This is a genomic window from Antricoccus suffuscus, assembly GCF_003003235.1.
Taxonomy (GTDB): domain Bacteria; phylum Actinomycetota; class Actinomycetes; order Mycobacteriales; family Antricoccaceae; genus Antricoccus; species Antricoccus suffuscus.
In genome coordinates this window covers 364,682-380,139 of record NZ_PVUE01000001.1, presented here as the reverse complement: position 1 = coordinate 380,139, position 15,458 = coordinate 364,682, and the positions used below count along the sequence as shown (strand labels likewise).

General features: G+C 64.9%; 13 protein-coding genes. 1 reads left to right on the top strand and 12 read right to left on the bottom strand.

Going from position 1 to position 15,458, the window contains the following annotated elements:
* Nucleotides 1-14: 14 nt before the first annotated feature.
* From CLV47_RS01850 to CLV47_RS01805, 10 genes are all read right to left on the bottom strand, one after another.
* A complete protein-coding gene (locus CLV47_RS01850; protein WP_106347281.1) occupies nt 15-1,811 on the bottom strand; it encodes a gamma-glutamyltransferase family protein in 1,797 nt (598 codons plus the stop codon).
* Nucleotides 1,812-1,852: 41 nt separating this feature from the next.
* Entirely contained in the window at nt 1,853-2,974 is a 1,122-nt protein-coding gene (locus CLV47_RS01845; protein ID WP_106347280.1) for an acyl-CoA dehydrogenase family protein, read from the bottom strand.
* The gene (locus CLV47_RS01840; RefSeq protein ID WP_106347279.1) at nt 2,971-4,227 is read right to left on the bottom strand and encodes an acyl-CoA dehydrogenase family protein; all 1,257 of its coding nucleotides are present in this window, start codon (nt 4,225-4,227) and stop codon (nt 2,971-2,973) included. The genes CLV47_RS01845 and CLV47_RS01840 overlap by 4 nt, the downstream gene beginning before the upstream one ends.
* 70 nt (nt 4,228-4,297) lie before the next feature.
* Nucleotides 4,298-5,587, bottom strand: a complete 1,290-nt coding sequence (locus tag CLV47_RS01835; protein WP_106347278.1) for a CaiB/BaiF CoA transferase family protein — start codon at nt 5,585-5,587, stop codon at nt 4,298-4,300.
* Nucleotides 5,584-6,723 carry a CoA transferase gene (locus CLV47_RS01830; protein ID WP_106347277.1) on the bottom strand — a complete coding sequence of 380 codons (1,140 nt, stop codon included), beginning with the start codon at nt 6,721-6,723 and terminating at the stop codon, nt 5,584-5,586. Before CLV47_RS01830 ends, CLV47_RS01835 begins: the two co-directional genes overlap by 4 nt.
* A complete protein-coding gene (locus CLV47_RS01825) occupies nt 6,720-7,586 on the bottom strand; it encodes a hypothetical protein (protein ID WP_146135253.1) in 867 nt (288 codons plus the stop codon). The genes CLV47_RS01830 and CLV47_RS01825 overlap by 4 nt, the downstream gene beginning before the upstream one ends.
* A gap of 459 nt (nt 7,587-8,045) precedes the next feature.
* Entirely contained in the window at nt 8,046-8,813 is a 768-nt protein-coding gene (locus CLV47_RS01820) for an enoyl-CoA hydratase/isomerase family protein (RefSeq protein ID WP_106347275.1), read from the bottom strand.
* 4 nt (nt 8,814-8,817) lie between these two features.
* Nucleotides 8,818-9,885 carry an acyl-CoA dehydrogenase family protein gene (locus CLV47_RS01815; RefSeq protein ID WP_106347274.1) on the bottom strand — a complete coding sequence of 356 codons (1,068 nt, stop codon included), beginning with the start codon at nt 9,883-9,885 and terminating at the stop codon, nt 8,818-8,820.
* Entirely contained in the window at nt 9,885-11,012 is a 1,128-nt protein-coding gene (locus CLV47_RS01810; protein ID WP_106347273.1) for an acyl-CoA dehydrogenase family protein, read from the bottom strand. Before CLV47_RS01810 ends, CLV47_RS01815 begins: the two co-directional genes overlap by 1 nt.
* 1 nt (nt 11,013) lies before the next feature.
* Nucleotides 11,014-12,231 carry a CaiB/BaiF CoA transferase family protein gene (locus tag CLV47_RS01805; protein ID WP_106347272.1) on the bottom strand — a complete coding sequence of 406 codons (1,218 nt, stop codon included), beginning with the start codon at nt 12,229-12,231 and terminating at the stop codon, nt 11,014-11,016.
* A 377-nt stretch (nt 12,232-12,608) separates the two neighbouring features.
* Here CLV47_RS01805 and CLV47_RS01800 point away from each other — a divergent pair, with 377 nt between their 5' ends.
* Nucleotides 12,609-13,802, top strand: coding sequence for an MFS transporter (locus tag CLV47_RS01800; protein WP_106347271.1), 1,194 nt, complete (start codon nt 12,609-12,611; stop codon nt 13,800-13,802).
* A gap of 44 nt (nt 13,803-13,846) precedes the next feature.
* Here the strand turns inward: CLV47_RS01800 and CLV47_RS01795 are convergent, their stop codons facing one another.
* Nucleotides 13,847-14,461 carry a TetR/AcrR family transcriptional regulator gene (locus CLV47_RS01795; RefSeq protein ID WP_106347270.1) on the bottom strand — a complete coding sequence of 205 codons (615 nt, stop codon included), beginning with the start codon at nt 14,459-14,461 and terminating at the stop codon, nt 13,847-13,849.
* 118 nt (nt 14,462-14,579) lie between these two features.
* The gene (locus CLV47_RS01790; protein WP_106347269.1) at nt 14,580-15,434 is read right to left on the bottom strand and encodes an enoyl-CoA hydratase-related protein; all 855 of its coding nucleotides are present in this window, start codon (nt 15,432-15,434) and stop codon (nt 14,580-14,582) included.
* Nucleotides 15,435-15,458 lie beyond the last annotated feature (24 nt).

The following is a 15,458-nucleotide window of genomic DNA, read 5'->3' as shown; positions in this document are numbered from 1 at the left end:
CCTCGTACGGCGGGTCAGCGGGCGACGGCGTACCCCTGCATGCCTCGTGGGTTGGCGCCGGCGCGGATGAGCCCGTCTCGTGGGTCGTACGACGCCGCCGACATGCGACCAAGGGCCCAGTCACCGGCGAGCCGGATGCGATGTCCGCGGTCGGCGAGCTCATCGATGACGGCGTCCGGGATACGTGACTCGAGGTCGAGTACGCCGGGTTCCCACACCCGGGGGTCGAACGACGAGACCACGCCGGATGAGTGCCAGCTCGGCGCGTCGATGGCCTCCTGAAGGTTGAGCCCGCGGATAGCCTGGCCGAGCAGAAACACCAGCTGCCATTGGTCTTGTTGATCGCCGCCCGGCGTACCGAACGACGTCGTGACATCGTGCTCATCGGTCGACAGCGACGGAGTCAGCGTGGATCGCGGACGGCGTCCCGGTCGCAGCGACGACGGTAGACCTTCCTCGAGCCAGGTCATCTGCAAACGGCTGCCGAGCGCGAAGCCGAGCGCCGGGATGGTCGGCGACGACTGCAACCACCCGCCGCTCGGCGTCGACGAGACGACGTTGCCCCACCGGTCGACAACGTCCAAATGGCACGTGTCGCCGCGGGTCACCCCTTTACGGTCGATAGTCGGCTCGCCGATACCGGCGACGGTCTGGCCGACTTTGCTTGCCTCATAGGAAGTCCGGACCTGTACGGCGGACGCGAGCCGGCCGGCGACACCGTTGAGTGACCCGGGGCGTAGCTCCAGCGACGCTTCAGCTCCGATCAGGGCGCGGCGCTGCGCGACGTACGCCGGATCGAGCAGTCCGCTAACGTCGACCGGATTGTCAAGCGAGTCACCGCAGAATGCATCTCTGTCGGCAAACGCGAGTTTCGCTGCCTCCGCGACACTGTGAATCGTGGCAGCGTCCCAGTCCTCGAGGCGGTCCGGTAGGAGCCCGTCGAGGATCGCGAGCTGTTCGAGCAAGACCACGCCCTGCGACCAGGGACCGCATTTATAGATGGTCTTTCCGCGCCAGTCGAGGCTGAGCGGCTCTTCGTACGTCGGCGTCCACCGCGCCAGGTCTTCGCCCGTCATCACTCCCGCGTGCCGGGCGCCGGACGAGTCAGGGACTTCCTGCCGCGCGAACGCGTCGATTGCCTCTGCCACAAACCCGTGACTCCACGCGCGCAGCGCGGCATCGCATTGAGCCTCACGGTCGCTACCTGCGGCTTCGGCTTCGTCGCACAGGCGGGAGTACGTTGCGGCCAAGGTGGGGTTTCGAAACACCTCACCCGCCTGCGGCGCCTGGCCGTTGGGCAACCACGTCGCGGCCGACGTCGGCCAAGACTCGGTGAAGTAGCCCGCCATCCGGTCGATCGTGGTCGCCGCGCCGGCGATGAGCGGGTGACCGGCCCCGGCGTACTCGATGGCGAAACGCATGACCTGGCGCGGCGTACGCGTGCCGTAATCGCGCAGGAGCGTCAGCCAGCCGGGTACGGCGCCCGGTAGCGCCGGCGCGAGCAGCCCCGTGCCGGGTACCACGTCGAGGCCCAGCGAGCGGTAATGCTCGATGGTTGCGCCCATCGGTGCGACGCCCTGCGCGCACAACACCTTCGGCGACTCGCCCTGCTTGCGCATAATGAGCGGCATGTCGCCGCCGGGTCCGTTGAGGTGCGGTTCGACCACCTGCATCACGAATGCCGTCGCGACGGCCGCGTCGAACGCGTTGCCACCCTCCTCCAACACCGCCATCCCACACTGGCTGGCGAGGTAGTGCGTCGAGGCTACTGCCCCAAAGGTCCCGGTAAGCTCCGGTCGCGTCGTAAACATGACGTCGACATTACCTAGCGGTCGACGGCCCGCTGCCCCTTCTACCCAGTGGGGCCGAACAACTGGTCGGCGAGCTTGAGCCTCATCGCCGACGTATCGCCGAACAAGAGCTGGTCCGCCTTCGCTCGCTTGAAGTAAAGATGCGCGTCGTGCTCCCACGTAAAACCGATGCCTCCGTGGATCTGAATGTTCTCCGCGGCGGCGTGAAAGAAGGCATCGGCAGCCGATGCCTTCGCCAGCGCGGCCACGTAAGGAACCTCAGCGGGGCTGTTCCCGCACGCCCAGGCGGCGTATCGGGCGCAGGAGCGAGCTCCCTCGATGTCGACCTGGATCTCGGCACACTTGTGCTTGATCGCCTGGAATGAAGCAATCGATCGCCCGAACTGCTCACGCTGCAGCGCATAGCCCACGGCCGAGTCAAGACAGGCCTGAGCGCCGCCAACCATCTCCGCCGCCAATAGCACGTACGCCTGCTCGCGGGCCCGTTCGAGAAGCTCGGCACCGCCGCCCACCTTCCCGACGAGGCTGGCCTCTGTATCAGTCAGCGTGACGTCGCCGAGGCCCCGAGTGCAGTCAAGTGCGGGGACATGCTGCGTCGAGACACCAACGGTGTAAGCGTCCACGGCGAAGACGCTTATCTCGTTGCCGGACGACGCGACTACGAGAATCACGTCGGCCGCAGGCGCATCGAGGACCAACGCGACCTTTCCGTTGAGTCGCCAGCGGCCATCGACCTCGCGCGCGGTGACCGCCGAACCGATGTCCTCCCAACCACACCCCGGGGTGAGCCACCCCACGGTAGCCACAGACTGCCCTTCTGCAATAGCCGGTAAATACCGCGACATCGCATTAGCGTCCTCGCTGGCCAGCAGCAGCGGTACTGCAAGACCGAGGGTTGCCAGCCACGGCCCTGGCAGGAGCGCACGCCCGATCGTTTCCATCACGTGCGAGAGCGTCGATGCGTCGACGCCGCTGCCACCGTACTCGGTGGGGATCGCCAAGCCGTGTACGCCGAGGTCAGCGAGGCCGCGCCATATCTCCGGATCATGCGGGACGTCATGGTCCATCACTTCACGGACTCTGGTCAATGGTGACCGGTTCGCAAGGTACCGACGCACCGCGCTCGTGAGGTCTTGTTGCTCTTGCGTGATAGCTAAGCTCATCGGCCTTGTCCTCTATTTTCTTTCGGCATGCCAAGCACTCGTTCGGCGATGATGTTGCGTTGCACCTCAGCGGTTCCGCCCCAGATCGTCCCCGACCGGCTGCTCAGGAAACTCTCCTGCCAGTGGCCCAGCCGGCCGGGGTTCGAATTCCCAGAAGTCAGGCCGTCCGGTCCGATCAGATCGAGCGCGATCTCGCCGAACCGCCGCGCATATTCCGACCACCGGATCTTGGTGGACGACCCGTTCTCGGCGCGGCTACTCGCGTCCTGGCCGGCCGCCAGCGTGGCGAGCAGTTGCAGGCCCGAGAAGCGCATGGTTTCGATTTGCGTCCAGGCCCAGGCAAGTTTCTCCCGTACGACGGGATTCGACAGATCGCCCCGTGAGCGCAGCTGCTCAACAAGGGCCCAGAAGTCGCGCGCATACCCGACATGGGCGGTCGTCGCGCGGTTCCCGCGTTCGTGACCCAGCGTAGTGACGGTGACGCGCCAGCCATCGTTCAGCTGACCGATTACATTGAACAGCGGTACCCGCGCATCCTCGAAGAAGGTCTCCGCGAACCCAGACTTGCCCGTCAACTGACGGATCGGTCGGAACTCGACGCCCGTCCCGGGCCCGTTATCTTTCACCGGTACGAGCACGTAGCTAATTCCCGAGTGCCTGGACGAGTCCGGATCCGTACGGACCAGCACGAACATCATGGTCGCTTCGTAGTATCCAGAGGTCCACACCTTCTGGCCGTTGATCACCAGTTCGTCGCCCTCGACGAAGCCACTCGTGCGCAGACTCGCGAGATCCGAGCCGGAGTTCGGCTCGGAGAAACCCTGACTATAGACATGCTCGCCCGAGATGATCCGCGGGAGAAAATACGCCTTCTGCTCCGGGCTTCCGTGCGCGATGATCGCTGGACCGACGGTGGTCTCGGCTCGACCGCGAGTGACCCTCGGGACGTTCGCACTGTCGAACTCTTCATTCATCACCGCGATCTCGGTCGGAGACAGGCCCCGTCCGCCGTACTCGGTCGGCCACGCGACGCACATGTATCCGGCCTCGGCCAGGACATTGCCCCATTCCAGCAGGCGCTGCCGGTGTGGACTGTGCTCGGAGACCGGCCACGCGACGCCCCGGAGGTCCGCGGGCGCGTGCTGCTTCAGCCACTCACGGAACTCCTGTCGGAACCGCGCAACTTCAGGTCCGGCGTTCACCGCGACTTCGGTCGGTGGGACTGGCGGTCGAGAAATGACGCGGTTCTGCATGGCAGATTCTCCTTGCAACATACGGCGCGCCATCCGCGGGCTCGGCAGCGGACGTCGGCACGGGCGCTGTCTATTTGGTCGGTTTGATGACGGGTGTGTCGCTAATGGTCGCCGTCGCGGCGAGCGCGGCGATCTGTTCCTCAGACTTGCTGAGCATCTCGGAGAGGATCTCTTCGTTGTGCTCCGCGAACAATGGGGCTGGGCGAGACATGCCGCCAGGAGTGCGGTCGAGGCGATACGCCAGACCGGGGTAGATGTGTGTGCCAGCCTCCGGATGGGTTATCTCTTGGAGCATCCCGCTCGCCACCAACCCAGGATCGCCCGCTACGTCGGCACCATCGCAGACCGGTGCGGCCGGAACTCCCGCGGCCTGTAACAACGTGGCGGCGGCGCGCTTGTCGCGTTGCGCGGTCCACTCCGCCACTGCGGATTCAACGTCGTCCTTGCGACGGTACCGGCCATCGGGGTTCGCGAGCTCGCTATCGGCGGCAAGGTCGGGTCGGCCAATGACCTCACATAGCGACTGCCACTCTTGCTCGTCTCGTGCGGCAACGACGACCCACTGGTCATCTCCTAGAGCGGGGAAGGCCTCGTGCGGAGTCACCCCCGGGATCCGATTGCCGTCTTTGATCTGCGGCGCACCGCCTCCCAGCTCGTTGAGGAAGAGTTCGCCGATCCAGTGCGCGGCTGCTTCGGTCTGGGCGACCTCGATATGGCAACCAATTCCCGTCTCGGCGCGCAGTTCGAGCGCCGCAACCGCGGCGTTGGCGGCGTTCAACCCACCGATGGGATCCAGGATCGCGGGTCCGGTGAGCACCGGCCGATCGTCATCTCCATAACCCATCAGATCCGCCATCCCGCACGCGGCTTCCATGGTCTTGCCCATGCCGAAATGCGAGGCCATCGGTCCGGTCGATCCGAAGGCGGGCATCTCCACGACGATGATCTGGTCGTTTACCTCGGCTAAATCGTCGTACCCGATCCGCAGCCGGTCGAGCACACCCGGCGTGAAGTTAGCAACGACGATGTCGCTCAACGCCGCGAGTTCAAGGAACACATCGCGACCGTGCGGCGCTTTCAGGTCGAGGACAAGGGACCTCTTGTCGTGGTTCTGCGTGTTGAACAGCAGGTCGCGGTTGTACGGTCGCGCGCCGTGCTCGAGATCGGGATAGTGGTGTGCCGCCCCGCCGGTCAGGAATCCGCGCCAACCGTCCGGGCGACCAGGAGCCTCGATCTTGATGACGTCCGCGCCGAGCCACGCAAGGCTCCGGCTCGCCATCGGCCCCGCCCACGCCGTGGTCATGTCGAGAACCCGAATATCGCTGAGCGGCCCCGTCAAAGTGGTGTTCGTGTGATTCATCGACCAGCCACCCGTCGCGATGCGGGCGCTAGGCGTGGGCTCGACGTGGTTACGCCACCTGGTGATCCCGAGACTCGGTATAGGGGTCCCAATGCGAACTCTGTCGGCCCTCCGTCAGCGGGCCCAACAGCTCGCACTACGTCTCGCTCGCGCCACTGCTCTGAATCGAGTAACTCACCCAGGGTGGCGACCCGCTCGCAGCTGATTCGTTCTGCCTGAGCGCGGCGGACCACCTCAGCGGTGGTCATTGTTTGCGCCTTGGCCTGGAAGACCTGCACGAGCTCGTCCCAGTTGCGGATGAGTGAGGCGGGCCTATCGAATCGAGGATCGGTGATCAAGTGCTCGGCATCGAAAGTCCGGCAGACGGCCGCTGAGTCGCGCATCGCGAACATGACGATGTATCCGTCCGAACAGCGCAGCGTTGCGAGCAGGCCTGTGTAGCGGGCACGACTTTCTGAGGTGCCGTTGTAGGTGTACTGCGTGACGAAGTTCTGCCCTATCGCGGCAATCGACTCGAAGACGGTCGCACGTACGCGCTGGCCTTGCCCGGAGCGACGGCGTTCGTGCAGCGCTGCGAGGATGCTGGTGGTGGCCGTCGTACCGCAGGCGTAGTACGCCCGGTGGCCGACTCCGAATAGCGGACGTCGGTCTCCGCGCCCGGTGGCGTTCATATAGCCCGACAGCGCCTGGTGCACCATCTCGTCCGCTTTCCACGTCGCGTACGGCCCGTCCTCCGGGAAGTCACTGATCACGCAGTCGATGGCGCTCTCCGGAATGGGCACCGCCGAACTGATCTCCCCGCCGGGGAGGTCTCGCACGATCACGTCCGCGGACGCGACAAGATCGGCCAGGCGAGCATCGCCATCGGCAGAGTTCGGCACAACGACGCCGTGCTTGCCCTGGTTCAGGTGACGGAACAGGGTCGAGTCGCCGCTCGCGTCGTACGGCGGCATACGTCGAGTCGCCGTACCCTCTGGCGGCTCCACAAGAGTCACGCGGGCGCCGGCAGAGGCTAAGACACGGCAGCAATATTGCCCGGCGACCCCGGCGCTGAGGTCCACCACGTGCAGGTGCCGCAGAGCAGGAGGGCGGACGTCCGCCTTTCGCGGCGCCCGCTTCGCAACAGAGCCGCTCATGCGTACAGCTCAGACGAGGCCTTCATGACACGGCTCATCATCAGCACCGACAGGACGGGGCGGCCCGCTCGGCTCGCGACGGTCTCGGTCCACATGTACTCCGTCTTAGGAGTGCAACCCATATCGCGGACGGTGCTCGTCACGCGATAGCTCTCATCGAGCAACAGCGGTTCCCCGAAGTGGCGGACCTCGATGGCTCCATACAGGCCGACGACGCCCGGTCCACGACGTTGGATGATTTCCTGCTTGACATTCTCGAATGTGAAGCCGACCTCCACCACGGGAGAGGCAATCGCCCCGCCCCACGGCGATTCGCCGCGATACCAGGGCAATGGTTCAGCCATCAGGCCTTGGGCGAGGCGATTTCGTTGCGACTCGCCCTTTGCGACGATCTCCCCGAGATCGAGTTCTTCTCCCGGTTCGATCGCCGCAAGAATCCTGCGCTCGTCCGCGCCACGGCTATTCATCTTCGCCGCGAGCGCGCTCGGCCCATCAGGCTCTCCGACACTCGCCGAGCCCTCGAACACGCGCCCGCCGTCTGCCGTCTCCATCCACAGGTCCGCACGATTCGCATCCGATCCTGCGTCGGGGCTCAGAAACGCGGTGACCTGCTGGTCGTCAACGGTCGGTTGCAGGAAATACGCGGCCATCGTCCCGCTGTTGAACCACTCCTCCGGCGTTGCGCCCAAGTGGTGCGCGACCAACGGCACGGCCTGCTCCATGTGGTAACTGCCAGCAATAGTGCCCCCGCGGAAACCGAGCTTCCGTGCCGTCGAGTCGTCGTGAATACTGCCGGGCTTCCCCTGATGCAGGTTGCGCGGTCGCCGCGTCATTCCCGCGATCACGTTTTGCTCTATTGACATGCAGAATCCACCTCGCGACTATAAGTATGTGCACTTTCACTGCATATACTTCTACCCTACGAGTCGATTCCGCGCAATCAGCACATCGTCGGATTAAGGTTTACGCACATCCCGAGCGCCACGCTTTCGTCGTACGAGAATCCGCGAGTTCGTAGCCCACCGTCCGCGACCTCGTCACGCACGATCCGCATAATCGGACATTTGTGCTATTTCGCAGCAAAATGCATCTGGCGCGTGCTGCGAAGCGGTACAAATGTGGTCCTACGCCGGTAACGGGGAGCGGAACTAGACCGAAACGGCGTCGTCTGTGTCCAGCCCGCTTGAATGGCAACTCAAGCGCGACGCACGGTGCGAGGGTGACGGACGGAACGGAATTTTGTGACGGATCGGCAGAGATTTTGTGACGGATCGGCGGAATTTTGTGACGGATCGGCAGAGATTTTGTGACGGACCGGCGGGTTACTCGCCGGTGAAGACCGCCGTACGACGGGCGAGGTTAGCCGCGACGCCTTCCTGCGAGTCCTTCGTCTTCCAGAGCCAGCTCTGCTCATCGAGCTCACGCTCGAGTACGACGCGGATGCGCTCGGCGAGACCATCGCGAAGCGTCTCTCGGATCGACGTGATCGCCAGCGGCGCCGCGGAGGCGATCTGTTTCGCCCAAGCGATGGCCTCTTCGCGCTGCTTGCCGTCCTCGACCAGGCGGTCGGCCAGACCGATTGCAAAGGCTTCCTCGCCACCGACCCGACGTCCCGAGTAGAGCATGTCCATGGACTTCTGCTTGCCGATGATCTCCGGCAGCGACACGCTCAGTCCGAAACCCTGGTGGAAGCCCAGCAGCGAGAAGTTGGCGACGAAACGGCTGGCGGGCGATGCCACCCGGAAGTCCGTGGCGCAGGCGAGACCGAGGCCGCCACCGACGGCAGATCCCTGGACGGCCGCGATCATCGGCGTCTTGATCTCGAAGATGCGGACCGCTGCGCGGTAGAGCTCGGATGAAGTCTGCGTGCGGTCGCCCTCCATGCTGTCGTCGCCGAAGTTGGCGCCGGCACAGAAGTGCTTGCCTTCAGAGCAGAGCACGATCGCGCGACAATTCGGGTCATTATCGAGCTCGAAGCCGCGTTCGGCTATCTCACTGACGAGCGACTTGTTGAAGTAGTTGTTGGGCGCGCCATGGATCTCCATGACCGCGACGAAGTCGTTGATCTCAACGGACAGTTGGTCGCTCATGTGCTCATACCTCCAGTACGGCGCTGCCGCCGACGATGACGTGCTCGAGTTTTCCTGCGTTACTGATTGCCTTGCCAATACGGGACGCCAGCTGTAGCTCGTCGCCGAACTCGCTCCGCCACGCGTTGAGCCTGCGGGTGAGCTGCTGCAGCCGGTATTCCTGCGTCATGCCGAACGCGCCGTGTGCCTGATGCGCCGCGCGGATGGCGATCGAGGCGTTCTTGTCGACGACCTGCTTCAGTGCGCAGATCTCAAACGACGCCGGCCCATCCATCGCCGTACGCCCAGCCCGACTGACGTTAAGGCTGGCCATAGTCGCCATCTGGAACAGCGTGACCACGTGCTGCTGGACGGCCTGGAACTTGCTGATCGGACGCCCGAACTGGACCCGCTCCTCGGTGTAGCCGCGGGTGAGTGTCGCGATCGTCTCGAGCGCGCCGGCCATCTTCGCGGCCGTCACGAGCGCACCGCGAAGCAGCAGCCCGTCCCGGTCGACCGGCGACGAGACTGCCTCCACCGCAAGGTCTTTTACCTCGATGACATCGCGCGGCTGGCCGGCGAGGTCGGTCCCCGGCGTAATCTCGCAGGCGCCCGGATCGATCGTGACGACGTACGGCGCGCCACTCGAATCGTTGACAAGCGCGACGATCCGGTCGACGCCGCGGGCCCACGGCACGTCGTACGCTCGGCCGCTCACCACGCCATCAGTGAGGGCCAGCGTGTCCTTCGGCGTACCTGGCACGACCGTCATCGGACCATCGGACACCTGCTGACCGGCTTCACTCAGAAGCCATGCCGCCAGATGGGTCTCGGACAACGGCAAGGGTACGGCGTGCTGGCCGGCAGCGTGCAGGATCGCCAGCAGATCGAGCAGCGTGCCGCCGGAACCGCCGGCAGTATCGTCGATACCGACGAGCGGAAGCCCGAGTTCTGATACCGAGGCCCACAGACTTGGAAGCAGTCCCTCTTCCTCGGCTTTGATGACAACGTCGTGACCGCTCTTAGCGGCGAACAGCGAAATAACGGTCGCGATCAGGTCGCGGTCAACCGTGTGGTCATTGGTGGTAGTCATTACTTTCCCAGTCCCTTCGCGATGACGGTGCGCAAGATTTCGTTGGTGCCACCGCGGATGCTCCACGACGGGGAGACCAAGATCGCGCGGGCCAACAGCGACTCGTGCGGGTCGTCGGAATTCAGGTCCGGCGCACGTCCGTAGTGCCGGGCAACGGTATCGAGGCTCTCCTGCTCGAACCGGGTAGCCATCTCCTTGATGAGCGCGGCCTCGGTGACCGGCGACTTTCCGTCGTCGACCATGCGGGCCACCGCTAGGTTCATGCCGCGGAAAGCCCACGAACGGGCCGCGATCGCGCCCAAGTCCGCCTGCGCGCCAGGGCTGTTTTTGACCGCGTCGGATGCGGCCCACCACTCGAGAATCGGCATCAGCGACATCCAGCGGTCGACGCCGCCGCGTTCGAGGACGAGTTCGCCGGTGTTCTGGGCCCAGCCGCCGCCGACCTCTCCGAGGCGGCGCTCGTCCGGGATGAAGACGTCCTCGAACGACAATTCGCAGAAGTGCCGCGTGCCGTCGATGAATGGAATCGGCGAAATTGTGAGGCCTTCGACGTTGCGGTCGATGATGAACTGCGTCAAGCCTTCGTGCTTGTGCTCCGACGTACGGAACAGCCCGAGGATTGTGGTCGCCTGGTAGGCGCCTGAGGTCCAGATCTTGGTGCCGTTGATGCGCCAGCCCCCATCGATCTTCTCCGCGCGCGAGCGCAGCGACGCGAGGTCCGATCCTGAATCCGGTTCACTCATGCCGATCGCGAAACCGAGTTCGCCGCTGGCGATCCCGGGCAGGAACGCCTGCTTCTGCTCTTCGGTTCCGTGCTTGGCGATGCTCGGCCCGGACTGCCGGTCGCCGACCCAATGGAAACCAATCGGTGCACCGACGGCAAGTAACTCCTCGACCACAATCAGTCGTTCAACCGCGGTCCGACCGCCGCCGCCGTACTCCTTGGGCAGCGCCATGCCCAGCCAGCCCTTGGCGCCGAGATCCTTGGAGAACTCCACATCGTTGTTGGCGGCCATGCCCAGACCGACCTCGTAGGTGCCGGCGGGCAGTCGTTGTTGCAGATATTCCCGAACCTCCATCTGCAAGGCCATTTCGGCCTCGGTGAGTTCCGTTGCCTCGAGTTGCATGTCAGCCCCTGTGCTTTGTGTTGTCGGATTCGAGCTGGTCCAGCTCCGCGATCACGTCGTCGGTGTCCTGACCGATCAGCGGGGCGGTACGGCGTACCACTCCGATCGGTGTCTTACCAAAGTTTGCCATCGCGGGAATGACCCGGTACTTGCCTACCGTCGGGTGTTCGGAAAGCGGCAGCGCATCGACCAAGTCCTGCAGGCTCGCGACATCGGTCGCCGGGATGCCTGCCGTCTTGCAGTACGTCAGCCACTCGGCGGTGGTGCGGGACGGCGCGATCTTGCGAATGTCGCGATAGAGCGAGTCGGAGTGCACCAGCGACGCGCGCTTGTCGGCGTACCGTGGATCGTTTTCCGCATCCGGCATTCCGGCCTCACTGAACAGCGCGACGTAGTGCTTCGGCAGGTACGGGAAGATGTGGATCTCGCCGTCCTTGGTGCGGTGTGGGCGGCGTTCGGGCGAGAGAATGCGTTGGTACCCGGCTGCTGGCCTGCCGGGCACGTTGAGCGGCGGTTCGGTGATCGCGCCACTGCCGTGCTCGACGAGCATGAACGCGCTGGTCGCCTGCTGCATCGGCACTTCGATGTGCTGTCCCTCGCCGGTCCGCTCCCGATGGAACAGTGCCGCCGAGACCGACTGCGCCATCACCAGTCCGCTGACCTTGTCGGCGAAGATCGTCGGTACGAGCCCCGGTTCGCCATAAATCCGCTCCAGCGCATCTGAGACGCCGCTAGCGGCTTGAATGATGTCGTCGTACGCCGGTTCCTCGGCTCGTTCACTCGCCATCGGCCAGCCCTGCGCCTGGCAGTAGACCAGGTCCGGCTTGATCTTGCTGAGCGACTCGTAGTCCAGGCCGAGCCGGGTGAGCACCTGCGGTCGCATCGTTGCCATGACCACATCGCACGTCTTGACCAATCGATGGATCAGCGCCATACCTTCCTCGGACTTGAGGTCGACGTCGATCGAGCGCTTGTTGCGCAGCAGGTTGAGCGCGACACCGGACAGCTCAGGATGCGGCCCGGGGCCCATCACGCGATTGGTGTCGCCGCCATTGGCTTCGACGAGGATGACGTCCGCGCCCTGGTCGGCGAGCACCTGGGTGGCCAGCGGGCCCATGACCACGCGCGTCAGGTCAAGGACTCTGATCCCAGCGAGGGGCCCTTCCTTATGCGCCTGATCGGCAATCTGCGCTCGGTCATCGGTCTCAGCACTGCTCACGGCACTCTCCGCTGTTGAAAACTGTTACCAGCGCCGCGAGGGTACGGCGGGTACTTCGGCTGGCTAACAATTTACGTCGCGACCGTCGAGGCGCTCCGCGCGGTGCAGCAAATGGCTCGCTCATGGCCCTACATGAGTGCTTTGACCTGCGCATTTCTCTTTGAGCAAACTCGACGCGGACGTCATTTCCAGTTTGGCCGGTTCTTATCGACCGAGACTTCTTCCCGTCATTCCTCTTACGCAGCGACCGGGAGGAGGCCTCCGCGACAAGGGGCCAAACGTGCCGGCCGGGAGGCCTGCGGTGCACGCAGTGTTGACGGTGCTACATCGTGGGATGAGTTACCAAGATATGGACGGTCGGCGTACCGTCACCGGATGTGACCGACCTACCAGCGCAACACCTTTCGAGACGGCGCTGGGTGGTCCTGGCGATCGGCGTACTGGCTCAGCTGTCGGCCTGCTCGTTCGTGTACGGCGTACCGTTCCTCGTCCCGACCTTGCGAGACACGCTCGACCTGACACTCGCGCACGCCGGCATTTACGTCGCCGCGCCGACGACCGGGCTGTTGCTGACGCTGATCCTCTGGGGTGCGGCCGCCGATCGGTACGGCGAGCGGGTCGTAATCGCCTCCGGGCTGGCGCTCGCCTCCGTGGCTGTGGGCGCTCTCGGGTTCGGGTCATTGGACGGCACGGCGCTGCTGTTGCTGCTCGGGGTAGGCGGCGCGATGGCTGCCTGTGTCTTCGCCGCCAGCGGTCGGATGATCATGGGCTGGTTTCCGCGCACCGAACGTGGGCTGGCGATGGGCATCCGGCAGACCGCCCAGCCGCTGGGCGTGGCGGTCGCCGGGCTCGCGTTGCCCGCATTAGCCATCTCGCACGGCGTGTTTCGGTCGCTGCTGTTGCCGGCCGCGTTGTGCTTGTTGTCGGCCCTGCTTGTCGCCGCATTTGCACCAGACCCGCCCAGGCCACCTCGGTCCGACACGGTCGGCACTCCCTCGCCGTACCGCAAGCCGGTGCTCTGGCGGGTGCACGCCACAAGCGCGATGCTCGTCGTACCCCAGTTCCTCATCGGCGCCTTCGCTACGGACTATCTGGTCCACGAAGAGGGTTGGGGCATCAAGGCCGCGGGCGCGTTCGTCGCCGGCATCCAGATCGTCGGCGCCGTCGGTCGAATCGCGTCCGGCTGGTGGTCCGATCGGGTCGAGTCCCGGCTACGGCCAATGCGCCAGCTCGCGATCGGCGTCACGATCATTCTGCTTGTCTTCGCGCTCGGCGACGCGATCGCGCCGTGGCTCGCGGTAGCGATGCTGGTGGTCGGCGGGATCGCAAGCGTGGCAGACAACGGGCTAGCCTTCACCGCGGTAGCCGAGATAGCCGGTTCGGCGTGGTCAGGCCGCGCGCTCGGCATCCAGAACACCGGTCAGAACATCGTCGGGTCGGCGACACCCATCGCGCTCGGCGCGCTGATCGGATCATCCGGGTACGCCGTCGGGTTCGCGGTCGCGGCCGTCGTACCGTTTGCCGCGATCTTCATGGTGCCGGTCCGCGACGAGTCCACGCCGCAGTGGTGACGCCACCGCCGTCTCAGTCGTCTCGTTGCGGACGTGTGGGCCGGTCAGTCGCTAACGGACGGGTTGACTGAGTCGCGGATCAGACCGGTGACGGTACGACGCAGTATCTCGGTGGCTTCTTCCGCGCCCAACCCCAGATCATCCCGGGCGGACGACCACGCCGCCGCCGAGCTGGCGACCAGCAGCGCCTTCGTGAGGCTCTTCTCGTCTACCGCTGCCGCGAGCTCATCGGCGAACAGTTTGCGGATCTCACGTCGTACTCGGTCGTAATGTCGAGCGCGGCTCTTCTGTACGTCGGCCGAGAACGGTATCCGCAACTGGACCGCCCGGGTAATTGGCCCAATGCTCTCGAGTACCTTGGCTCGCCGCCGGCTGAACCGCAGGATCCGCTCGGCAAGCGGCAGATCGACGGGGATCCTCTCAAAGTCCTTCGTCGCAATCGCCAATGTCCGGGCGCCGACCGCCGCCACCAGCGTCTCAAGGTCATTGAAGTTGTTGAACACAGCGCGCTGCGAAACGTTTGCCTTGGCGGCAATCTCCTGCGCGGTCGGCTTGAGATTCCCACCTAATAGCAGCGCGGTATACGCATCGATGACGGACTCACGTGTTCTTTCCGCGCGAAGCGTTCGCCCATCGACCTTGGCTGACGGATCCGGCACCTGGTGTTCCTAACTGTGGACGGACTCTTCTCCTTTTCGGCTACTGACAACCGTAGGACAAACCGATGGGATCTGAGGCACCCGCCGCGAATTCAATGGCGAGCACCTCAGAAACTGATCACCGACCGTCGTCGAAAAGCTCGGTCGGGAAGTCGTCATTTTTCGACAGCGTCCACTTCGGCGAGCGTTTCTCGACAAAGGCGTTGACGCCCTCAGGCGCATCGGCGTGCTGCCCGGCCCACCGGAAAAGCACCCGCTCGAGCTCCAAGGCCGCGGTCCGGTCGGTCTCCTCAAGGAACTTGCGGGCGACGAGCTTGGTAAGCGCCGCAGACACGGGCGCCACGTTTTCGGCGATGTCGTGCGCGGCGGCTAGGGTCGCCTCCAGAACCTCTTCCTTCGGCAGCGCCTTGGACACGAGCCCGACGTGGTAGGCCTCCTCGCCGCTGAAGATTCGCCCAGTGAGCAGCAGGTCCATCGCCCGCGAGTAGCCGATGAGCCGTGGGAGGCTCCAGAGTAGGTCCGCGTCCGGGATCACGCCGCGGCGGTTGAAGACAAACCCCAGCTTGGCGTCCTCGGCGGCGTACAGGATGTCGCAGCGCAGCGCCATCGTGATGCCGGCACCGACGGCCGCACCGTTGACCGCGGCAAGCACCGGGGTGCGAAGCTTATCCGCGCCACGGACCGCACCCGGATATTTCGACTCGGCGTCTTCCTTGGTGAGTGAGCCGTCGAAAGTCTTCCCAGCCGGCTGCAGCCCGGCGCCGGCGCAGAAGGCGCGGCCCGCCCCGGTCAGCACGATCGCGCCGATACTGTCATCGCGGTCGAACTCGCCGAATGCGTGGTTGATCTCCGCGGACATCAGCCAGTCCCACGAGTTCAAGCGGTCCGGACGGTTCAGCGTCACGATGCCGACCCGCTCTCGGCGTTCGGCGATGATCGACTCGTAGTCGGTCTTCAGTTGAGCGGTTGTCATTCTGTCTCCCTCTCGGTAGCGATC

Excerpts from the sequence above, each read along its gene's own strand:
- CLV47_RS01845 (WP_106347280.1), bottom strand. The coding sequence starts at position 2,974 with ATGAGCTTAGCTATCACGCAAGAGCAACAAGACCTCACGAGCGCGGTG.
- CLV47_RS01825 (WP_146135253.1), bottom strand. The coding sequence starts at position 7,586 with ATGTCAATAGAGCAAAACGTGATCGCGGGAATGACGCGGCGACCGCGC.
- CLV47_RS01835 (WP_106347278.1), bottom strand. The coding sequence starts at position 5,587 with ATGAATCACACGAACACCACTTTGACGGGGCCGCTCAGCGATATTCGG.
- CLV47_RS01850 (WP_106347281.1), bottom strand. The coding sequence starts at position 1,811 with ATGTTTACGACGCGACCGGAGCTTACCGGGACCTTTGGGGCAGTAGCC.
- CLV47_RS01815 (WP_106347274.1), bottom strand. The coding sequence starts at position 9,885 with ATGACTACCACCAATGACCACACGGTTGACCGCGACCTGATCGCGACC.
- CLV47_RS01790 (WP_106347269.1), bottom strand. The coding sequence starts at position 15,434 with ATGACAACCGCTCAACTGAAGACCGACTACGAGTCGATCATCGCCGAA.
- CLV47_RS01830 (WP_106347277.1), bottom strand. The coding sequence starts at position 6,723 with ATGAGCGGCTCTGTTGCGAAGCGGGCGCCGCGAAAGGCGGACGTCCGC.
- CLV47_RS01840 (WP_106347279.1), bottom strand. The coding sequence starts at position 4,227 with ATGCAGAACCGCGTCATTTCTCGACCGCCAGTCCCACCGACCGAAGTC.
- CLV47_RS01810 (WP_106347273.1), bottom strand. The coding sequence starts at position 11,012 with ATGCAACTCGAGGCAACGGAACTCACCGAGGCCGAAATGGCCTTGCAG.
- CLV47_RS01820 (WP_106347275.1), bottom strand. The coding sequence starts at position 8,813 with ATGAGCGACCAACTGTCCGTTGAGATCAACGACTTCGTCGCGGTCATG.